General features: G+C 39.5%; 15 protein-coding genes. 8 read left to right on the top strand and 7 right to left on the bottom strand.

Translation table 11 applies throughout. The features are described 5' to 3' along the window. The first annotated feature begins 65 nt into the window (after positions 1–65). The 3 genes from PLE33_07055 to PLE33_07045 all read left to right on the top strand — a co-directional run bounded on the left by PLE33_07055 (position 66) and on the right by PLE33_07045 (position 4,665). The gene (locus PLE33_07055) at positions 66–2,990 is read left to right on the top strand and encodes a M1 family aminopeptidase (GenBank protein ID HPS61007.1); all 2,925 of its coding nucleotides are present in this window, start codon (positions 66–68) and stop codon (positions 2,988–2,990) included. 7 nt (positions 2,991–2,997) lie between these two features. Continuing rightward, positions 2,998–4,089: an iron-containing alcohol dehydrogenase gene (locus PLE33_07050; GenBank protein HPS61006.1), complete on the top strand. Its 1,092-nt coding sequence runs from the start codon at positions 2,998–3,000 to the stop codon at positions 4,087–4,089. 411 nt (positions 4,090–4,500) lie between these two features. Further along, positions 4,501–4,665, top strand: coding sequence for a hypothetical protein (locus tag PLE33_07045; protein HPS61005.1), 165 nt, complete (start codon positions 4,501–4,503; stop codon positions 4,663–4,665). Positions 4,666–5,001: 336 nt separating this feature from the next. Here PLE33_07045 and PLE33_07040 read toward each other — a convergent pair whose 3' ends face one another. From PLE33_07040 to efp, 7 genes are all read right to left on the bottom strand, one after another. Further along, the gene (locus tag PLE33_07040; GenBank protein HPS61004.1) at positions 5,002–5,739 is read right to left on the bottom strand and encodes an isoprenylcysteine carboxylmethyltransferase family protein; all 738 of its coding nucleotides are present in this window, start codon (positions 5,737–5,739) and stop codon (positions 5,002–5,004) included. Between the two features lie 71 nt (positions 5,740–5,810). Then, the gene (locus PLE33_07035; protein ID HPS61003.1) at positions 5,811–6,194 is read right to left on the bottom strand and encodes a DUF5658 family protein; all 384 of its coding nucleotides are present in this window, start codon (positions 6,192–6,194) and stop codon (positions 5,811–5,813) included. A gap of 15 nt (positions 6,195–6,209) precedes the next feature. After that, positions 6,210–10,421 carry a S8 family serine peptidase gene (locus PLE33_07030; protein ID HPS61002.1) on the bottom strand — a complete coding sequence of 1,404 codons (4,212 nt, stop codon included), beginning with the start codon at positions 10,419–10,421 and terminating at the stop codon, positions 6,210–6,212. 15 nt (positions 10,422–10,436) lie between these two features. Next, positions 10,437–11,339, bottom strand: a complete 903-nt coding sequence (locus PLE33_07025; protein ID HPS61001.1) for a PorV/PorQ family protein — start codon at positions 11,337–11,339, stop codon at positions 10,437–10,439. A 12-nt stretch (positions 11,340–11,351) separates the two neighbouring features. Then, positions 11,352–14,483: a M6 family metalloprotease domain-containing protein gene (locus PLE33_07020; protein HPS61000.1), complete on the bottom strand. Its 3,132-nt coding sequence runs from the start codon at positions 14,481–14,483 to the stop codon at positions 11,352–11,354. Between the two features lie 187 nt (positions 14,484–14,670). Next, on the bottom strand, positions 14,671–14,877 hold the full coding sequence (locus tag PLE33_07015) for a hypothetical protein (GenBank protein HPS60999.1): 207 nt from the start codon (positions 14,875–14,877) through the stop codon (positions 14,671–14,673). 9 nt (positions 14,878–14,886) lie between these two features. Then, positions 14,887–15,450, bottom strand: a complete 564-nt coding sequence (efp, locus tag PLE33_07010; GenBank protein HPS60998.1) for an elongation factor P — start codon at positions 15,448–15,450, stop codon at positions 14,887–14,889. Between the two features lie 166 nt (positions 15,451–15,616). Between efp and PLE33_07005 the strand changes: the two genes are divergently transcribed. From PLE33_07005 to PLE33_06985, 5 genes are all read left to right on the top strand, one after another. After that, on the top strand, positions 15,617–16,123 hold the full coding sequence (locus tag PLE33_07005; protein HPS60997.1) for a hypothetical protein: 507 nt from the start codon (positions 15,617–15,619) through the stop codon (positions 16,121–16,123). A gap of 132 nt (positions 16,124–16,255) precedes the next feature. After that, complete coding sequence (locus PLE33_07000; GenBank protein HPS60996.1) at positions 16,256–16,621, top strand: hypothetical protein; 366 nt, start codon at positions 16,256–16,258, stop codon at positions 16,619–16,621. Positions 16,622–16,626: 5 nt separating this feature from the next. Next, the gene (gene ileS / locus PLE33_06995) at positions 16,627–19,755 is read left to right on the top strand and encodes an isoleucine--tRNA ligase (protein HPS60995.1); all 3,129 of its coding nucleotides are present in this window, start codon (positions 16,627–16,629) and stop codon (positions 19,753–19,755) included. Positions 19,756–19,945: 190 nt separating this feature from the next. Continuing rightward, a complete protein-coding gene (locus PLE33_06990; protein HPS60994.1) occupies positions 19,946–21,775 on the top strand; it encodes an SUMF1/EgtB/PvdO family nonheme iron enzyme in 1,830 nt (609 codons plus the stop codon). Positions 21,776–22,128: 353 nt separating this feature from the next. After that, a complete protein-coding gene (locus PLE33_06985) occupies positions 22,129–22,719 on the top strand; it encodes a hypothetical protein (GenBank protein HPS60993.1) in 591 nt (196 codons plus the stop codon). Positions 22,720–23,661 lie beyond the last annotated feature (942 nt).

Raw genomic sequence — 23,661 nt, 5'->3', positions numbered from 1 at the left:
ATTTTATATAATTTGGAAACAAATATGCTTGTTTATAAACTGGAAAATAATTTTCGGAGGTTCAAATGAAAAGCTGGATCAAAAAAATTTTGGTTGCCTTTTGGTTACTAACCTGCTTGGGAATTTTATTTTGCCAAACACCCTGGAATGCTGATTTTAGCCGAAAATATAATTACCCTGTAGCAGAAACTAACCCTTTGCCGGGAGAAATCTGCCGAGCCGATTCTGCTCACGGTTTTGATGTGCAGAAGTATGAAATTACATTAACCGTTAATGATGCTTCACACTATATTTTCGGTAATGTATTGGCAACAGTAACAGCCACTGAAAATCTTACCAGTATGTCTTATGACTTAGCTGGTTTAAGCGTAAGTAATGTTCTGGTAAATGGAGTTCACGCTTCCGCTATTGATTATGGCAGTTATTTCACTTTTCCGGTTAGCATCACAGCTGGAGAACAATTTACAACCCAGGTCTTTTATTCCGGCTATCCTTCATTAGTTTATAATTACTACAATATCGGAATGATATTTAACAATAATACTGTCTTTACAATTTCTGATCCTGATGCAGCTCGTTCCTGGTGGCCCTGTTATGATCATCCTTGGGATAAGGCAATTGTGGATTTGCATATTACAATGAGAAGTGACTGGAAAGTTGCCGCCAATGGAATTAGAACTGAAATAGTGAATAATGGCGACGGAACTTCTACCACTCATTGGCTTGGACAGAATCCGATGACTACTTATCTGGTTTGTATTACAGCAGGACCTTATGTAGAAATAAATCAAACCGTTCCGGAGCAGAATAATCTGCCCGTGCAAAACTTCGTGTTGCAAAATCAATATAATAATGCTTTAATAGACCTGCAAAACCTGCCTTGGATGATTTCCTGGTTTTCAGAACTTTTTGGAGATTATCCTTTTGAAAAATATGGCAATGCCGTTGTCAGTATGAGTACTTATGGGGCTATGGAACACCAAACAATGACAACCCTGGGAAATTATATTATTACCGGAACGGGTAATTATGAAGTAGTTATTGCCCATGAACTTGCCCATCAATGGTTTGGGGATGCAGTAAGTTTTTTAACTTTTAAGGATGTATGGCTTTCTGAAGGTTTTGCTACATATAGTGAATTTCTTTGGACAGATAAAAGATTTGGCTGGCAAAGCGCCTGTGATTATCTACAGAGTAATTTTCATCAGTATTATCTGAACTGGGAAAATAACGCCGGACCGCAGACAATATATAATCCCTCTTTCAATAACTATTTTTCTCCCCCCTCCTATGAAAAGGCAGCCAGCGTTCTACATATGTTACGGTTAAAGCTGGGGGACACTAATTTCTTTAACCTGCTTCAATTATATTATAATACTTATAAAAACGAAAATGCCGTTACTGCAGAATTTATCTCCCTGGCAGAACAAGTAAGCGGTCAGGACCTTAGTCAGTTCTTCAATCAATGGATTTTCGGTTCCGGCATTCCTAATGTGGAATATTCAATTTGGCAAAATGAAGTGAATAACCATCTGGAAATATATGCTAAAACCACTTCTCCAACTTCTACTCAATTCACGGTGGATATTCCTTTTCGGATCACTCAAAATGGAGTTAGCGATTCTTTATTGGTAATTGCCAATCCCGATGGTTTTACAAACGCTTTGAATTATACCGTTTTAAGCAATGATATTAATATTGTTGCCAATTATAACCATTGGACTTTGCTGAGGGACTTATCAGAACAAATTCCCCAAATTTCAGAATATCTGTCTTCCAATAATTGCGTTTTGCTTTTCTGGAATGCATTTATACCTGGAAAAGATAATCAGTATCGGCTCTATCGCAAACTGAGCAGTGAACAAAACTGGTCTTTGCTTGTTTCTTTGAATAACGATTTTTTCAGCTATGCGGATACAACTGCCCTTAGTGGCGTCAGTTATGATTATCAATTGCGAGTTGCAGATATTAACGGAAATCTTTCCAGACCTTCACAATCCATTTCAGTTACCCCGCAAACATTCAGTTTTGCGGGTGACCTTTTAGTTGTAGATGAAACCAGAGACGGCATTGGTACTTCCGTAAATCCTAATGATGAAATGGTAGATACTTTTTATGCTAATGCTTTAAGTGCCTTTTCCTGCACAATTGATAACTGGGATTACGCTACCCAGGGTATTCCGGATTTAGCAACTTTGGGCAGCTACAAATTAGTGCTTTGGCATTCGGATGACTTTTATCAAAATTTGCTGCAGGATAATATTCCTTTGATCAGCAGTTATGTTGCCGGGGGAGGAAAACTTGTTCTTTCCAGCTGGAAAACTGTTTCCGCTTTCACACCAGAATTTTGGAATCGCTTTGGAGGTGGAGTTAATCCTGTATATGACAATTCACCTTGTTTAATCAATGCCCAATCTGATGTATATCCTACCCTGACAGTTGATCCCGATAAAGTTCTTCCTTCCTGGAATTTAATGTTACCCTATATTTTCACTTTCAGTTCAGCTGAAGAACCTCTTTATACAGCAAATATGGCAGAAGGAAGTAACGGTGCGGGGCAGTGTATTGCTTTTAGACACGATTATAATGGAACTTTGGTTGTTTTTGGCTTTCCGCTTTATTATATGCAATTTGATGCTGTAAGTTCTATGTTTTATCAGTTATTACCTACTCTCAATCCGGCTTTGCCTTTGGAGGAGGAATTAGTTCTTATACCTCAGGCAACTCTTTCTGCTTATCCCAATCCTTTTAATCCTACAGCTACAATATCCTTTTCTCTACCTGTTAGCGGAAAAGCGGAGCTGGAACTTTTCAACCTGAAAGGACAGAAAATTGTTACTTTATCGGAAGGTCTTATGTCTTCAGGAAAACATAGCATCTGTTTTAACGGATGTGATGAAAATGGCAGAAATTTAGCTTCCGGTATCTATTTTCTCCGTTTGCAACATCCTGCCGGTATCATAACCAAAAAGATTACTCTGCTTAAATAGGTGTAAAATGTTCTACTGTCCAACCCGTATTATTTTTGCCCGCAATGCCGTTCAAAAAGCAAAAAGCCATATTGCCTCTTTGGGGCAAAGAGCTTTAATCGTTACTGGAAAAAAAAGTGCTAAACAAAGCGGCGCATTAGCTGATGTCCTTGCTGTTTTAACTGAATCTTGTGTCAGTTATGTTCTTTTTGAGCGCGTCACAGAAAATCCTGCTTTGGATATTGTGATGGAAGGCAAATCCGCTTTTTGGCAAAATGACTGTGATTTTGTTATTGGCATTGGAGGAGGCAGCCCTATTGATGCTGCAAAAGCAATTTCTTTGGCAGCTGCTAATGCCTTAAACAGAGATGAGTTATACAATATCTCCGCTTTTAAAAGCGTTTACCCTATTTTGGCAATTCCTCTTACCGCAGGAACGGGAACCGAAGCAACTCAATATAGCGTTCTTTCTGATCCTCTTACAAAAAAGAAAGCCGGTTTTGGCAGCGATTTGGCTTTTCCAGTTTTAGCCGTTTTAGACCCGCAATATACAATCACCTTACCTTTTAAAGTTACTCTGCATACCGCATTGGATGCCTTAAGTCATCTTTTGGAAGGGCTATACAGCAATCAGCGTTCACCGCTTGTGTATCCCTTTATTTATAAAGGAATTGCCTCTATTATAAAATTTCTGCCTATTGTTCTTTCCCAACCGGAAAATTATCCGGCGAGAGAAGAATTGATGCGTGATGCTCTTTACGGAGGGATGGTTATAGCTCAAGGAAGCACTACTCTTCAACATTCAATTGGTTATCCTTTAACCTCTTTTTATAATATTCCTCATGGTTTGGCAAACGCTATGGTAATGGAAGATATTATGGAGCTCTATTATCCTGCTGTTCAATCAGAACTGGATGACCTGTTCAGCTATTTACAAATGAGCAAAGAGGATTTTTTTGCCTGGCTGGATTCCCTTCCTTTTGAACGGAAAATAGAGCTTAGTGACGACTTTATAGAAAAAGCCCTTCCCCAAATTACGGGTAGCCGAAATATGGCTTTAAATCCTTTACCTGTAAGCGAAAAGCAAATTAGAACCATCTTAGCAAACCTGAAGAAATGAAGCCGGAAAAACAAAATCGGAATGAAAATTCCTTATCAAAACCCTTTAGGGTAACACCTTGATAGCGACTGGGGCATTTGCACCCCAAAAAAAGCAGTGTTTCAGTGGGCTCCGACTACACAACAACATCGTAACCAGTAAACAATTTTGAACGACGAGGACATCGTTCCTCCAAAAAAAAACAGTGTTTTAATGGGCTCCGACTACACAACAATATCGTAACCGGTAAACAAATTTGAACGACGAGGATATCGTTCCTCCAAAAAAAAGCAGTGTTTCAGTGGGCTCCGACTACACAACAACATCGTAACCAGTAAACAATTTTGAACGACGAGGACATCGTTCCTCCAAAAAAAAACAGTGTTTTAATGGGCTCCGACTACACAACAATATCGTAACCGGTAAACAAATTTGAACGACGAGGACGTCGTCCCTCCGGAAAAAAGTAGTGCCTTCAGTGTCCTCAGTGTTTTCAGTGTCTTCAGAATCATCAGCGTAATCTCAAATCTGCGGAATCTGCGTAATCTGCGTAATCTGCGTAATCTGCGTGAAACGAATTATTCCCTCTCTGCGTAATCTGCGTGAAACGAATTGTTCCCTCTCCTCTTGACCTTTCCAGCGAAGTTTATCATCCCCGGCTTACGCTATCTATTACGACCCTTTAACGACTCTTTAACGATTCCTTAACGGCGTTAAAGCATCGTTAAAGATTCGTTACCGGAATATTAAATGGACAACCTGGCAACCAAGAAGATATAAAAATGCACTCCAAAAAATATCCCAAAATCTATTTTTAATGTTCTTTCGGCAGGTATTGAAAAACAGTAATTAATTCCGAAACAATCAATTTTACCGGCAAATTGTAATTTACCGACTTATATTCTCACTCAGGAGGCAAAATCTGTACTGTTTTTATCTGCCCGCTATTTTCAACAGCTTGGTTTTTTTGGCTAAAAATCTGGTTACGATATAGAATAAGCAGCTGAAGGACATAATAACAAACCATCCGGTATCTAATTTAAAATGATGCATAATAATTAGGTCGCTGATAACTTCCATCGCAAAAAGAGAGCAAATCATCGCAAAAAAGGTTTGATATTCTCTGCGGATAATATTCTTTAGCGAAAAGGGCAGTTCCGGTTTTTGATAATTTTTAAATCTGGGAAATAAAATGGGAGTTTTGTTTGCCCAAGCAATAAATTCGTCGCCATATTTTTTTCTCAAGAATGCCTCTTCAGTAAAGATAATCCTTTCATAGTAAAGAAAATATATCTGCCAATAGGAAAAAATAACCCATATATGCCGGGTAAAGAGAACCACACCCAGAATGATGAAAAAATTGCCAAAATAAAGAGGATGCCTTAGTATGGAATACATTCCCGTCGTATTTAAATGGTCAGCTACCTGATTTTTAGTATTTCTGCCGGAAGTTCCTGCAGGAGTGAAACCTATCGTAAGGATTCTAATCGTTAAACCAAAGCAACTAACCAGCAGACAGATAACTTCCGCAATCGTATCATATTTGGTAAATTGCGTATTTCTTAAGTCCAATATGGCACCAATTCCAATGATGAACATCAAAAGGGGTAGGTAACTTCTCCATTTGAAAATCCAGGCACCGGATTTTTCAAAATCTTCTTGAATAGGCATAATTGCTCCTGTTTTTAATGTTTTTATCCTGGTTTTTAGAAGAAAAATATCTTATCACTATCTCGCCGATGTCATTCTTTACGGGTGAGGCGAAAATACAAACGATAGTTATGCAGCACAACAAGTAAAAAAAAGATATCTGCTATCAGCATTGCAATATTTACCGTAAAAGGTTCCCAGGCAGCATAATAGGCAATGGCAAGAATTAGAACAGCCATTAAAACGGTCTTAAAGATAATAATACCTGCCGGTATTTTAAGTTTTTTGAACACCCATCGGGCAAGAGGATTTTTTTCACGCTGATATTTATCAGGTTTCAATACTAAATAGGTGGAATGGCCATCCAGTATATTCAGCAGAAGAAAGAGAATACTTAAAATAAGGGTAAACCCAGGTAATTTGAAGAGAGTGACTATTCCATTAAGGAACATATAGCTCCAAGCCCAAGCGGGCATAGTTTATTATAATAGCTATTTGATAATGGCAAGTTTACCGCGTTTGATTTTGCTATCCATTTCCACAACATAGAAATAGACACCACTGGAGACAGAACGCTGATTGTTATTGCGTAAATTCCAGGTGTAAGTGATATTATTGCTTTCTGCATTAAAGGGACCTATATTATCCTGGAAAACCAACTGTCCGCTACTGCTGTAAATGGCAATTTTCCCTTTTTTATTTACCGGAAAATTGATAAAAGTAACTTCCGCATTATGCTTAGGGGTAACAGGATTGGGATAAACATTCAAGTGATCCAGATTATTCAAATTTTGCATACCAAAGCGAACTAAATTTCCTTGAGGCGAAATTACATTCCCCGCCAAATCGGTGATATTACTTATTTCTATGTAGTAAGCATAATTAGTAAATTTAAGTTTATCAGCAAAACTCAGATTCACTTTATCTTCCCAATGCGCAACAGTAGTAATTCTATTATCGGGATCGTTTTGAGGACAATGCAAAATATAATTGGCAAGATGCAAAGCCGTTGCAGAAGATATTTCTTCGCTGAATTGGATGGCAATTTCCTGTTTGGAAGGCAAAACGGTAACTCCAGTAACTTCGGGCTGAATGATATCTTCCTCATAAGGAAAATAAAAGAAGGTTGTATCAGGTTCAACTCCACTAATCCCTTGCACATTTCTCAGTTCAATTACAAACAGCGAGTCAATAATCGGAAAACTATTTCTAAAGCGTAACTGAACGCCAAAATTAGCTGCAATGCTGTTTACCGAAACAGGATTTGCCATACCATTGCTTACATAATAACAGGCAGAATTAATAATCTCACCGGGCATTTTCTGATTGAAAAATATCCGCAGTTCTTTGTTACCCGCAAAAGTAATTTGTACCAGTTCCGGTTTGGGTAAAGGTGTTCCTTCAATCCAGGGTCCTTTGATGCTTTCAATTGGCGAATAGGATGTGTCTCTGGAAGCAATGGCATACTTATATACTTTACCCGGTTGCAGATTAGTATCCGTAAAACTGGTTACTCCCATAATAGGGTAAATAATTTCATTCCCATCTTCATCTTTGCGGTATAAGGCATATTCCGGAGCACCCGTTGAAGTCCAGAAGACCTTTATAGAACTTTCATTTAAAGGTTTCACAGTTAAATTGGCAGGTGTGGCAGGTCCTGTAAAAGGTGCATCAGGAGTCCATTCAGCGAAAGCTGAGTTATCATTTTCTGTATTTACATTAGCCAGAATGCGAATAATCCCGTTTTCATCTTCCCAGGTGCTAACTTGATAATTATTAGAGCTTTCAGTATAAAAAACAGGAACGAAATTGCCGTTGATATATTTCAAAACATATAAATTGGGGGTAATGGCTAAAATAACTTCCTCACAACCATCTTGATCTAAGTCCGCACTGGTGATGGAATTCATTGAAGCTACCTCATTGAACATAATGCTGCCCAAAGAAGTATAATTATCATTGCCAACACTCATAAAACCCTCACCAAACCAGAAATTGAGATTCTGATTAACCGTATTGGTAACATAGCCGGCAACAAAAAAATCCTTATGCCCATCGCCATTAAAATCACCTGCAGTAAGAGAATAAGTATTTCCTACGGGAAGTCGTGTTGTCCAGCATAAATGGTGTTGTGTAGCATTCAATATTTCAAAAATCATAACATCGCCATCGGTATCGGCGCATAAAATATCAGGATAGTTGTCATTATCCAAATTTTCTACAATGATCGTAGGCACAAAATTATTACGGGTATCCGTTGCAGTTGTATTGCTAATTGTATTTCTGGGAGCCAAAGCACCTGTGGATATTCTTTTATATGCCTGAATAACTCTCTCGGCAGGTAGATTCTTCACCATCAGGATTTCGGTTTTGCTATCGTTATCATAATCTGCCATAACTCCTCCCGAAATACCTGTGTCTAAAGCAATTACTAAACTGTCATTGCGGTTGCTGGGATAATTTCCGTCAGCCGGAGTAAGCCACATTTCGGCATTTTCTCCTCTCCGCAATAATAACTCACATTTTGAACCGGTAGAATAGGTGGAACCGATGTCCAGGGGCCAGAAATAATCACCAAAATTATTGGTTACGCTATGTCCTCCGGAATGTGGCTCAAAAGCTTTAACAATTCCGGAACCGCTTTCCGGAATTTCCATAGAAACATATTCGGGAAAACCATTATTATTGAAGTCCCTTTTTTTCAACAACGGCTTTTGAGGAGGTCCTAAAATTTCCTTCGTATAACCAAAATCCGAAATAAGGGCATAGTGAATGTTTATCATATTGGAAAAGATGCGAGAAACGGAAGTAAAGCCGGTAAAATTGGTAGCAATGAACTGCACGCTGATTTGCCCTTCCGGAATATTGGCAGGCAATTTCCAAATCTGAATGCTATCGGCAAGAGAAGAATAAACATTATAACTTTGCCCGTCGGAAGCGGTAATTTTAAGCTGCGCATTCACTATTTCGTCAAAATTGGCAGCTATGTAATAGACCAGATTTTGCTTTGTCCAACGCGTAAAGACGGAAACGGTGTTTTCTCTTAAAACAGGAGCAGTGCGATCTACAATCACTGTCCGATAATAGTTGTAGCGATTCATATTGTTCAGTGTTTTTTCATATTGCAACCGCAGCAGATATTTCCCTTCGGGAAAATAATCCGGGATATAAAAAAATGCCAAAGTATCATTATGAACCGGTTCTCCATATAGCGTAAGCGTTTGATTCCAGGTAGTAACATCTCTCCAGTAAGGATCGTTGGTATCTTTATCTTTTTTATAGGCAACAGTATAATTAGCAAAATCATTACCATACGCAGAACCGATTATAGGAACCGAACCGCTTATTCCTAATTGATCCTGAGGACTGGTAATTTCCAGATAGGGAGGATCGGTATTATCTAACAGCTTTTTTACATTCAATAAACCATGACCGGTCTGAATATCAAATCCAACAGGAGATAAATCATCCGTAGCTGAAATTAAACGGTCTTTAACTTCTACGGGACTCAAACCTGGATGTAAAGACAGCAATAGAGCAACGGCTCCCGTTACGAAAGCTGCACTCATAGAAGTGCCATCCATCTGAAAATATTGTTCGCCAGCGGTAAGTTTATATGTAGAAAGCACTCTCTCCCCTAAACAAACAAGGTCTAAATCTTCTCCGTAACTGGAAAAAGTGGAACGCTGTTTGGCAAGTCCAACAGAACCGACAGAAATAACCGTAGAAAGCTTGGCAGGATAGCTTAAACCTACCACTCCATCATTTCCTGCAGAGGCAACTAAAACAACTCCCTTGCTGTAAGCATATTCACAGGCATCTGCTATGATAGCGGAATAATTTGGATCTCCCCAACTCATATTAATTACATTGCATCCGTTATCCGTAGCGTAAATTATGGCAGCGGAAACATCATCATCCTGTAAATAGCCCTGATTATCCAAAGTTCTAAATCCTGCTCGGACAGGCAAAATTCCTACATTCCAACATACACCTGCAACTCCAATTCCGTTATTTCCAATTGCTCCTGCTATACCGGAAACATGGGTGCCATGATAGTTCTCATCTTCTACATCGTTATCCTGATCCAAAAAATCACCCAAGGCATTATTTGCCATTTCCGGTGCATCCGTAAAATCCCATCCACACCAGTCATCAATGTAACCGTTATTATCGTCATCAATTCCATTATCCGGAATTTCCTTAGTGTTGATAACTATATTTTGCCATAAATCCGGATGGTGGACAAGCACTCCCGAATCCACTATGCCAATTTTAATATAGTTACTTCCGGTAGTATAATTCCAGGCATCAGGAATACTGCTGATATAATGATATTGTTGATTATATAAAGGATCATTAGGGGTGGAATGCAATTTGCGAAGATAATTGGGCTGAACATATTGGATACCGGAAAAATGCAAGTTCTCCAGATCCTCTGCAGAGGGCATTTCTGCTATATTTGCCAGAAAATAATTGGGCAGGTGCATTCCTTTTATGGGCTTAATTTGCGTTACTCCCTTTTCCGCCAGAAAATTATCAAAAGCGCTTATGCCTGTTTTGGTTCCTTTAATCTGAACCGGGGCAACGGTTTTGAAAATAAGCTGACCCGGGGTAAACGCTGCAGAAAGATAGATACCTGTAACTAAAAGTATTATTAGTAACAGGAATTTGCGCAATTTGAACCAGCCCGAAAAGTTCATCACCTTTTTCCCTCGCTAAAATTTGTAGGTTATGCCAAAAGAATGCACATCGTTCAATTCACTGTTAAACGCACCATAACCGTAATCTACGGAAATATTTTTATAATTTACCCCGAAACCGGCACAAAAATCCTGAGCATCATAACCAAAAAGATAACCGCCTCTTAAAGCAAGCAACTTAAAAAGCTGACACTCCAAATTTATATTGCCTTTCAGGTCTTCATCCAAGGTCTGAATTGCTGAACCACCCACACTGATATGCTGTTCCGCAATAGTAAAACCTTTGTTTACATCCATTTCAAAACAGGTGGGAAGCTTCAATCTTTCTTCATCGGTATAATTAGCTACACCCAAATTACGCACCGCCAAAGATAGCTGTGCATCATTAAGCGGAGGTAGATAACAAACACCGATGTCCGTATGCAAAGCTAAGCTGCTGGCTGTGTTTAATTTCTGATAAAATACTCCCATATTTACCCCTCCAAAAAAAGAAGGAGTTAACCGATGGGCATAATTCGCTGCCAGATCAATATCCAAGGGATGATAATTACCTATCAGAAGACCTGAATCATCACGGTTTTCAATTTCTCCATAATCCAGATTGCGCATCACTATACCAAAATGGCTTTTTCGCTGAGCGTAAGAATAGGCAATCATATTCGCTTGCGTATCTGCCAACCACAAATTATGAGTAATGCTTAGAAGGCGCTGATTATTCATACAGGAGACAGCCGGCTGCAAAATAAAGGCACTGGAATTATCCATACTGAATACACCTCTTCCTGCCAAAGATAAAGCTACCGGTCCGCAAGGGACATTCAAGAATTTATATCCGTAAGTTCCTGCATTTTCACTAATTGAGGCAAAACTCATTACACTAATCAGGATTAGGCATAAGGTAGTTAATATATGTTTCATAAGTTCACTCCGTTATTTTTCTATAGTAAACTTCAGCCGTTTACTGCTATTTGCGGATTTTACAATTGCAATATACACCCCGCTGCAAAGCTTGGAGACAGGGATATCAAAAACATCAAGGTTTTTCAAATATGCTTTAGCGTTGCCCTTTTGCTGATAAACCAAAGTGCCGCTAATATCAAAAATGCTCAGTTCCAATTCCGCATCGCTATTGGTCATTACATTAAGCTTTATTTTCTGGCGGTAAATGGATTTTAAGGGATTGGGGTAGATATAAACCTGACCCGGCACAAAAAGCTCTGCGGTCTGATATTGATTGGGTAATTCCGTTTCTGCGTAAGAAGCACTGCGTCTTAAATTTCCATATTCGCAAAGCCAATTGCAGGAAGGAGTTATCCGGGGCTGATTTGCCAGTTTGTTTTTAAATAGTGAGCCATTATCGGTAGCAATATAAATATACCAGTTGCCATCTCCCGACCTGGAAATAACGGGCAAGGTTCTACTGCGCTCTGCAAAAGAAACAGGATAACCAATTTTGGATCGGTAATCATTCTCCCGCACATTTAATTGATTATATTTAAAATTTCCTATCAGTTCCACCCTGTTGTCGTTATCAATATCAGCGGCTAAAATTCCGGCACTGATACCCTCGGCAGGCGATTCCGAATTTTGGTTTTCCGGATTCATTACTTTACCGGAATAATCAATAACGGCAAAATCGCTTTCTCCTCCAATTAAAATATCCAAAGTGCCATTGCCGTCAACATCGGCAAAACTTATAGGAGCAATAAAACTGCTGTCCGATTCTACCACAAGATTATGCACATAGGGAAAACCCTCTACAATTTTTGCACCATTGAGGCAATAAACACTATTGGGACACTGCACGATCAGATTCTCCGCTGCGGAAACCGGAGCTTTAAAAACCGCTATAATAGTAGAATCGGCAGGGATAGGTAATTTGAGGTCACTTTTTGTGTAATCGGTAAGATTTATGTCACTTAGCCAATATTCCCCGGCAGCATTTTGATACACAAGGGAAAGCTGATTATTACAATGGATTAAATTGGCTTTAAAGCTGCCACTGAAATCCACCACAGAAGATACCGAACTATTGGTCTTGTTATAAAGCTTAATAACAAAGGCATTATCTCCGGCATTTATTTTTAAGGGTAAAGCCAGGTTTTCTCCCAAGTCCACAGGATGTCCTGCCCAGCTATAATCTACAGTAGAATATACAAATCTGCGTTCTGTATTACTTAATTGATACAAACGGCAGAGTTTATCTCTTTGCATTGGAAGGTATATCCTTTCGCCATCCCAAGTGTAAGTGAACGGAATATCTATAGTCTGTTGTAAGGGAAAGCCATTCAGCAATTCTTCATTTTTCCAGAGATATAATTTTCCATTGGGCATAGGATAGAAAAGTTCATCTTCTCCGTCACCGTCAAAATCAAGAGTAGCGGCATTAAGAGGATTAGTTCCTTTGTAGGAAGCGGATAACCGCCAACCGTAGCTAACTGAAAAAGTCATTTGCTTTCCGATGGCAGAAATATCAGTTATTTCTAAAGAAATACCCCCGTAATAGCTTTCGGAAGTAGGCAGGGAAAGCATTCCATTATGATATTGATAACCAAAATACGCATTATTGCCTTCTCTGAAACTGTCATACGGACTGCCCCATCTGTAATTACTGTTCGCTGCAGTATCCAGATGTTGAATTCCATCTGCTTCTTCCAGGTCTATCCCTTTATGCAATGCGACAGAATTGATATGATTGTTATCAAAATTAGCTGAGAAATTGGCATTGATTACATTCTCATCTATGTGCCAGATAAGAATTCCTGAACCATCTACAGGATAAATAGCATTATCTGGAACGGGACCTCCCAAACCAGGTAAGAAAAAATCCCACTCACTGCCTAAATAGCTATTCTCCATAAAATTAAAATAGGGTAACAAGGATTCATTCTCCGGAGTTGAAGGATCATCCACATAATAATCCTGTTGACCTTCGGGAAGAAGTTTAAAAGTATAGCTGGGGCGACCAAAGGGGTCTATACTACCATCGGGATTTTGCTGTCTGTTTTCAATCAGGAAATATTCCGTAGCAGAAATCGGAACTTTGTAAATCCGCACCGCCTCCGTTGACTGATTAAGAAAGTAATCCACAACATTATTTTCACTGTTTAGGAATAATGTTTCAGGTGTATCCCAACCCAAATAATAGCGTGACCAGGCACATAGTTGAGCAGGAACATAGCCGCTTCCGTTCCATAAACCTGTTCCCATCAAACCCCAATTGCCAATTCCCTGGCTGATGCCATTACTGCTGTCATTATCATATAAAGTCGGCAGACCTAATAAATGGCCGAATTGGTGAGCTAGCACACCATAAATACTGAAAAGGTAATTAGAAGCATCATTTCCCGTAACCGGAAAGTAATCCTGAAATTCGTCTTCAGGAACAATAATAATATTGGTTAAATTAGTTCCATCATCAGTTGGATACCCGGCATACAAATCATTTTGCGGATCAAAATAGGATTGCAGTTTGTTCCGGGTTAAAAAAGTGCTCCATATTTCATTTTGCCGAATAGAATTAGTGTCCGATTCCTGACCTGTCCCCGAATGGAATATTATTATTCCGCCATATTGACTGAAATCAACTACATTATCTATTTGATTTATTGTATCCTGTAAAATTTGAGGCAAATTTGCATCTATTTCCGCAGAGCTATCCCCACCATAATAAGATAGCGGATTTTGCATTGTAAGCACTTCGGGATATAGATAATAGTTCAATTCATATTGTAAATGGCTCGCCTCCAGAAAAAAATCCTTTAAATGTTCCATCCAGCGATTAAAAAAAACATCATCGTGAGCTAAAGAATCAGGATATTCCGGTTGAACCCGAAAAGGGACATCACTAAACTGCACTCGCAAAACCAGAATGTTATCAGGTAAATTTCTTGTGCCGGATTTTAAAGCTTCATCCACAAAGAATTTCCCCTCCAAGCGTGTAGCTTGCCAGGTTGACGGTGAGTTTTTATACATTGGGACAGGAGGAACCAATGCTGATAATGAACCAGCCAGAACAACAGTTATCAGCAGTGTTATCCGCTTCCAGATATGGCAAGGCATTCAATCCCCCAGAAATATTTTTTGTGAAGACAAAAAAGCGCTCGTAACCTGATTATCACAAATAGCTGATGCTTTTTACGCTTTTATTTAGCCCGCAAAACCCGTCAATGGAAAAAACTGCCTGATATATCATCATCCATTCAGGCAGTATTCTTCATTCTGTTCTTTCTTGCGTAAAAAAGATTCCCTACAAATTCTTTCCAGCCAAAATATCGGCTTCGTTGCATTTGCAAATCTTGGCATATTTCTTCTGCGGAGACCAGGTGCCATCATTCTTTTTGTTTGTGATTAGCTTAATTCTTTTCACTTCGGTATTGCAGACAGGGCAGATAACTTTTCCCTCGTTGGAAGTTTCGTGTGCCAGTTTTGCAGTAAAGCTTTTTACTTTTCCCATTTTTATCCTCTAATTAGCTCTTTCTATATATTCACCCGTGCGGGTGTCTATCTTAATTTTATCGCCCGTTTCCACAAAAAAGGGAACGGTAATGCGAAGTCCGGTTTCCGTGTAGGCAGTTTTACCGCTTCCTGAAGCAGTATTTCCTTTCACATTAGGTTCGCTTTCAGTTATGGTTTGAACTACTGTAGTAGGCAATTCTATACCCACAATTTCTCCGGAAGGGGTTGTGGATAAAATTACTTCCATATTTTCCGTAAGCAGCTTTTCTTTATCGCCCAGCAGAGATGCATCTATATGAATTTGTTCATAGTTATCTATATCCATCAGCACCAGGAAATTTCCGTCCCGATAGAGGTATTCTTTTTTAGTGCGTTCAATACGGATTTCATTGAAGGTGTCACTTTCCCGAAAAGTATTTTCCAGAACTCTGCCAGACCTGATATTTTTCAGTTTGGAGCGTAAAAAAGCAGGACCTTTTCCCGGTTTTACATGGAGAAATTCCACTACTTCATAAAGATCGTCTTTGAACTCTATGATCATTCCATTTCGGATATCAGCCATTGTAGCCATATTTGTTTCCTTATAATCAAATTAAGAAAGTCATCTTTTGAAGGGAGGTATTTTTGGCAAGGAAATTTTTAATTCAGCCCTCCCCCATTATTTAAAACTTGGAGTTCCGTGAATTTTCTTTGAATTTTCTTGACAGCATAAGTCCTTCAAGAGATAAGGAAAAATTATGAAATTAGACAGGCATTTTTTTTGTGAATTGAAACGCTACCGAGAGCCGGCACCTCAATTGTGTGCAGTATGCCCTCGTATATTCAAATGCAAGAGTTTTTATGCCTGGCACAAACTTCATCAGACCGAATATCTTAATTTCGTAGTAGAAATCAGCAAAAAATTCCCAGATAAATATACCTTGGAGGTTCACTTTATGCCCGAAAAACAAACCTTCGTCCAAATTGTAGATATGACTACCGGAAAAATTGAAAAGGTAGTCAGTTTAAATGAGATTGAGGCATTATCTGCAGAAGAGAAACTTGCCTTATCCCGCAACAAGAACTTATTTATTGTTACCCACCGTTTAGAGCCGGTAGTAAAAATAGAGCTGAAGAAAACGGTGATTAGTGCCCCCCTTCAATTTAGCGAAAGCCCCATTAAAGAAACGGAACCTATTGAAGAGGTTACCCCTTTACCGATAATTGAGGAGAAACCGAAGCCCAAACGCAATCCTAAGAATTAGTAAAGAACCCTGCCCGCAAAGGAACTGAAAATTTCCTTTTACAGAATTATGCCCTTGAAAATAATGGTGCAAAATGGAGAAAAGTGTTGAGGTATATCTATATGTCTCTGCAAGCTAAGCAAAGGAGGAAATATGTTTATTATGGAAGAAAAACATCTGGATGCGGCAAAAGCCATAGCCACAAAAAATCGCAAGAAAAAAAGCTGTGACCACTGTTACGATAGAGGTTGGATTGGTGTTAGCGAGCAAAATTTGCTGGTGCTCTGTCCCAAATGTGTTGATACAGAAAAAGCAATTGAGGACTGGAAGGAATATGTTTCCGAAAACGAGGACTTGAAAGAACATTTCAGCGAACTCTTTGAAGAAAAGAAAGTGGAACCTGAACAGGAAAATCCTCTTAAACCAAAGGACTTTGAACGCACTAAAAACCATCCTGCCAATCCCCATAATTTTGTTCCCGGTCAACACAGATCCGGTCATCAGAAAAAGATTGGATAAGGAATATGTATAAAACAACAGACCTGAAAGAAAATCCCCGGCATCTGGAAAATCGCATTCGCACCTATTGGCATAAGCATAATTTGGCGCAAAAAAGTGTGGATATCCGCGAAGGCAATCCCCGTTTTATTTTCTATGAGGGACCTCCAACTGCAAATGGTAAACCTGGGATTCATCATATAATGGCAAGAACCTTGAAAGATGCCATCTGCCGTTATAAAACTATGAACGGCTTTCAGGTAAAACGCAAAGCCGGTTGGGATACCCATGGTTTGCCCGTTGAAATTGAAGTGGAAAAAGAACTCGGTTTGAAGGATAAGCGTGGCATAGAGGATTATGGCATTGAAAAATTCTGTCAGAAATGCCGGGATTCCGTTTTCAGCTATGAAAAACTCTGGCGGGAAATGACAGAACTAATGGGTTATTGGATTGATCTGGATCACCCTTATGTAACTTTGCATAACAGCTATATAGAATCCGTTTGGTGGATTTTGAATAATTTCTTTTCCCGAGGTCTTATTTATAAGGCATATAAAATCGTTCCCTATTGTCCCAGTTGCGGAACACCCCTTTCTTCTCATGAAGTAGCTCAGGGCTATCAAGATATAGAAGACCCTTCCGTTTATGTTAAGTTTAAAGCGTTGGATGAAGAAAACACTTATTTTCTGGCGTGGACAACTACTCCCTGGACTCTTATCTCCAATGTTGCCTTAGCTGTCCATCCCGATGAAACTTATGTTAAAGTTCACTATCAAGGTCAGAATTTAATTTTGGCTAAAGCCCGTTTGCAAGTGCTGGATGAAGATGTAGAAATTATTTCTGAAATGCAAGGCAGCGAATTGGAAGGTCGTTGCTATCAGCCCCTTTTTAATTTTATTCCTGTTGATAAGCCCGCCTGGTATATCTGTTTAGGCAATTATGTTACAATGAGTGATGGCACTGGAATTGTGCACACGGCTCCAGCTTTTGGGCAGGATGATTATTCCTTAGCCGTGAAATACAATCTGCCTTTTATTCAACCGGTGGACGGCGAAGGCAAATTTACCGAAGCAGTAACCCCTTGGGCACATCAGTTTGTCAAAGATGCCGATAAAGATATCATCCGGCACTTAAAAGAAAGCGGGAACTTACTAAAAAGAGAACAGATAAAACACAGCTACCCCTTTTGCTGGAGATGTAAAAGCCCGCTTATTTATTATGCCCGGGAAAGCTGGTATATTAGAACTACAGCTTTCAAAGAACAGCTCTTGGAAAACAACCGGAAAATTGACTGGTATCCTGCTTTTGTAGGAGAAAAGAGGTTTGGTGACTGGCTGGAAAATAATGTGGACTGGGCTTTATCCAGAGACCGTTTTTGGGGAACACCACTCAATATCTGGATTTGCGAAAAATGCGGGAAACAGCGTTCCCTTGGTTCTATTGAAGAATTGCGCCAAGAGGGAAAAATGGTTTCCGGAAAAGAAGTTCCGGAAGACCTGGATTTACACCGCCCCTATATTGATGAAGTTGTTCTCACTTGTTCCTGCGGTAGCAAAATGCAGCGCACTCCGGAAGTTATTGATTGCTGGTTTGACAGTGGCTCTATGCCTTTTGCTCAATGGCATTATCCTTTTGAAAATGAGGAGCATTTTGAGCCCGACCTCTTTCCTGCGGATATTATTTCGGAAGGAATTGACCAAACACGGGGCTGGTTTTATTCTATGCTTGCCATCTCTACAATGTTGAAAGGGGTCTCCAGTTACAAAAGCTGTCTGGTTAATGATATGATTCTGGATAAAAACGGCAGGAAAATGAGTAAATCTCACGGTAACGCAGTTGACCCTATAGAACTAATGCAAAATTACGGAGCAGACGCAATTCGCTGGTATTTATTAGAGGTCTCTCCACCCTGGGTTCCTACCCGTTTTGATGTTGACGGCGTGAAAGAAATCTTGGGAAAATTTATCGGCACATTGAAGAATGTATATTCTTTCTTTGCTACTTATGCCAATATAGATGGCTTTAATGCAACTGATTATCCATATAATTGGGTTCGGGAAATTGAAATTGACCGCTGGATTGTTTCCCGTTTGCAGTCCTTGATTATTACGGTGCGCAATAACACTGATGTTTACGATTTTACCAAAGCCGTGCGTGCCATTCAGAGTTTTGTAATTGAAGAGCTTTCCAACTGGTATGTCCGCAGAAGCAGACGCCGTTTTTGGGCTTCAGAATTTAATGCAGATAAAACTGATGCCTACCGAACTCTATATCAGGTTTTATTAGAAACTGCCAAATTGATTGCCCCTTTTGCTCCCTATCTGGCAGAAGAGCTTTTTTTGAATTTGAATGCAGGAGAAAGCGTTCATCTGGAATATTATCCCGTTGCCGATAATGCCTATATTGATACCAAACTGGAAAAGAAAATGCAGACCGTTATAGATATTGTTTCTTTAGGTAGAGCCGCCAGAAATGAATGTCAGATAAAAGTTCGCCAGCCCCTAACCGAAATGTTTGTTCCCGCTAAAGTGAAAGATGATTTGAAGGATATGATAGACCTCGTTAAAGAAGAAGTAAACATTCGTAAAATTACCTTTGTAAGCGAGCAGGATGGCTTTGTGCAGTATGAATTGAAGCCCGATTTCAAAATATTGGGTCCTAAATACGGCAAAAAAGTGCAAGTAATTAATACCCTTTTAAACAACACCCCGGCAGCTAATATCTTGCTGGCATTTAATTCCACCGGTTCTTACCCTCTGAATATAGAAGGTGAAACTATCAATCTGTTACCGGAAGAAGTGAGCATAAGCATCATTCCCCGTGAGGGATATGTTTTTGCCAATACGAAAGACCTCTTTGTGGCTTTGGATACAAAATTAACTGATGAACTGGTAAATGAGGGCTATGCCCGTGAACTAATCAATAAAATCCAATTTACACGCAAAGAAATGAATTTGGATATTATGGATAATATCATCGTAACTTTGGCAGCTCCAGAAGATATTGTCCAGGCAGTTCAGATTCACCGAAATTATATCTTAACTGAAACCCTCGGAAAAGAACTGATTTTATTGGATAAGCCAACGGCAAATATGCTGTGTTTGGATATTAACGGCAGTAAAATTCATCTGGGCATTGAGAAAGTGGTCTCATAAAGGTTAGGAGGCAATCATAACCAAATATTGTATAAATTGCGGCAACCCCATACCGGAAAAGGCAAAATTCTGTCCCGTCTGCGGAGAAAATCAAATACCGGAACAGGAAAAGCCAAAACAAGAGGAAACCAAAAAAGAAAAAGCACAGAAAGCTGATGAGATTATTTCCCACAGAAATACCCGTTTGCTGATGAATCCTGGAACTACATTCAGGGATTATACCATCATTAAAATGCTGAATAAAGACGCGGAAGGAATAAAATATATCGTGGAAAAGGACGGCAGGGAATTTCTCCTGAAGCTTTTCTATAGGGCAAGCTTAAGTAATATTACCAATATTTTTAACCTTCAACAGCGTTTACAGCAACTCAATAAACTGGAAGATAAACACCTTCCCAAAGTGGTTGAAATTGACCCCCATTTTGATCCTCCTTATATGATTGTGGAGTTTATGCACGGTGTTTCTCTGGCTGACCTTAAAGCCCATAATCCGCAAAAATTAACTGAGGACTTCATCCGCTTAATTGCAACCCAAATAGTTAATACAGCCATTACTTTACATCAATATCAACTTACTCTCAAGCACCTGGCTTTATCTAATATAATGATAAATGACAATGATGAAGTAATAATTCTTTCTTCTGCCATCACTTGGGAAGAAAGAGACGAACGCGAAGAAATGTTTTTTATTGCTGTTGTTTTGGCTCAGGCATTATCGCAACACGATTTCTATAAAACATTATACAGCCAGGAGCGCTTATCCACCCAAAAATTTGAATTTATAAACGGAGTAAGCGTCCCTCTTAATAAAATTCTTGCTGAATGCTTACACCGCAATATCTTACAGCGCTATCGGAACTTAAACGAATTGCTGAATACCTTGGTTAACCTGCCCCCCACTTCTGAATGCGAGATTTGGACTGAACAGGAAACCACAATCCCTGATAAATTGGAAGACCTTAGCAAAAAAGAAATCCCCAAAATTAGAATTGAAGTCACTTTTTGGGTGCTGCTTATCCTGATTATTGCCATCGTCGTTATGCTTTTAACCACCAATATTTTCAGCGTCCTTTTTGGCGGCAGAGGAAAAAAATTAACATACTCTGCCTGGTTGATGCCCAATTCCGAATCCGATACGATCAATGCCACCGTTCCTCAATCTGATTTACAGCGCGAAAAACCAACCCAGACAACCTACGGAGAACTAAAATCCGGCACTACTACTGCCAGAGAGGACTTTCGTAAGCAACTCCCTGTTCCCAAAATCACAACTGTTACCCCTCCTCCTGTAGCTGCCAAACCTCGTCCTCCCCAAAATATGATTTTTATTGCAGCAAATACTATGGGTTTTGGACGCCTGCGAGAAAACCCCAATTCCAATGTGTCTCTATCCTCATATTATATTAGTAAATTTGAAGTTACCCAGGCAGAATGGAATGCATATATGAAACCGGCAAATTGTTCCACCTTCGGAGAAAATCTACCTGTAGATAACATCAGCTGGTTTGATATTGCTATTTATTGCAATGGCAGAAGTGAAACAGAGGGTTTAACACCGGCATATAAAATTAGAGGTGTGGGTGCTTCCAGAGTCGTTACCTGCGATTTTAAAGCCAACGGCTACCGTCTGCCTACCGAAGCAGAATGGGAAATGGCTGCTAAGGCAGGTAAACTATATAATTATAGCGGTTCGGATGACCCTGATGAAATCTCCTGGAATAGAGAAAACAGCGGTGGCAAAATTCATACCCCGGGAACTAAAAAACCTAATGATTACGGTATCTATGATATGACGGGAAATGTATCAGAATGGGTTTGGGATTGGTATGATGTAAATTATATCCGTTCTCTGCCTACTTTTATCAATCCTACAGGTCCCGATACCGGAACTTTAAAAGCTATCCGCGGCGGAAGTGTGATGAATGGAGAAGGTAGAAATCTGAATATTATGTGGAGAGAAAAAGGAGACCCCAATCGCGGATATCAGTATGTGGGCTTTCGCTTAGTTCGTAGCAATTAGAGATAATCGTGAAAGGAGGTATTTTTTCGCATTTGCAGGGCTGGGTTGGAATTGTTCAGAAAAGCGACTTCGCGGCGAATTTTTGTTTTAACAACTCAGCTTGTTTTGACTTACAATTTTGCCACTGGCATCACAGAAACCACAACCCGATGCTTGTTTTGACTTACAATTTTGCCACAGCCATCTCTGAATCCACATACCACAAATTGCAAACACTTACAATCACACTACAACTGGTCTTCAAACCTCAAAATTGTGAGTTAAAACAAGAACCCCGCACACTTGCAACCGCACTACACCAACTCCTCAAATTCTACAATCGTTAAAGAAAGTATTTTTTCACATCAGCAGGGATGGGTTGGAATTGTTCAGAGATAGAAACTTCGCGACAAATTTTTGTTTTAACTCTAAACCGAGCTTCAGCTTTGACAGCTGAAGGCAACGAACAAAATTTCCTGTTACCTCTGCATATCGTTGCAAACCACAGAAGAATCGGTTTAGAGTCAAAACAAACAGCTTGTTTTGACTTACAATTTTCACCTGCCATCTCTGAAACCACATACCACAAATTGCAAACACTTACATCCCCACTACAAATGGTCTCCAAACCTCAAAATTGTGAGTTAAAACAAGAACTCCGCACACTGGCAACCGCGCTAAACCAATCCCACAATTTTCACAATCGTGAAAGAAGGTATTTTTTCAAACCAGCAGGGATGGATTGGAATTGTTCAGAGATAGAAACTTCGCGACAAATTTTTGTTTTAACTCTAAACCGAGCTTCAGCTTTGACAGCTGAAGGCAACGAACAAAATTTCCTGTTGCCTCTGCATATCGTTGCAAACCACAACAGGATCGGTTTAGAGTCAAAACTCCCCAGCTTTGACAGTATCGGACAAAAGATAGATTTCCTGTTACCTCTGCATATAGTTGCAACCACATAAGGATCGGTTTAGAGTCAAAACTCCCCCGCTTTGACAGTATCGAACAAAAAAATAGATATCCTGTTACCTCTGCATATAGTTGCAAACCACAGAAGGATCGGTTTAGAGGCAAAACAAACAGCTTGTTTTGACTTACAATTTTGCCACTGCCATCACAGAAACCACATACCACAAATTGCAAACACTTACATCCATACTACAAATGGTCTCCAAACATTAAAATTGTGAGTTAAAACAAGAACTCCGCACACAGGCAACCGAGCTACACCAACCCCTCAAATTCTACAATCGTGAAAGAAAGTTTTTTTTCACATTTGCAGGAATGGGTTGGAATTGTGCAGAAATAGAAACTTCGCGACAAATTTTTGTTTTAACACCTCAGCTTGTTTTGACTTACAATTTTGCCACTGCTATCTCTGAAACCACATACCACAAATTGCAAACACTTACATCCACACTACAAATGGTCTCCTCATTTCAAAATTGTGAGTTAAAACAAGAACCCTGCACACTGGCAACCGCACTACACCAATCCCACAATTTTCACAATCGTGAAAGAAAGTTTTTTTCCTCATTTGCAGGTTTGGATTGGAATTGTGCGGAAATAGAAACTTCGCAGCGAATTTTTGTTTTAACTCTAAACCGAGCTTCAGCTTTGACAGTATCGAACAAAAAGATAAATTTCCTGTTACCTCTGCATCTCGTTACAAACCACAGAAGAATCGGTTTAGAGTCAAAACTCCCCAGCTTTGACAGATGAAGGCAACGACCTAAATTTCCTGTTACCTCTGCATATAGTTGCCATCCACAACAGGATCGGTTTAGAGTCAAAACAAACAGCTTGTTTTGACTTTCAATTTTGCCACTGGCATCTCTGAAACCACATACCACAAATTGCAAACACTTACATCCACACTACAAATGGTCTCCAAACTTCAAAAT

The sequence above is a fragment of the Candidatus Cloacimonas sp. genome (assembly GCA_035403355.1).
Taxonomy (GTDB): Bacteria; Cloacimonadota; Cloacimonadia; order Cloacimonadales; family Cloacimonadaceae; genus Cloacimonas.
This window is presented reverse-complemented; position numbering and strand designations above follow the sequence as displayed.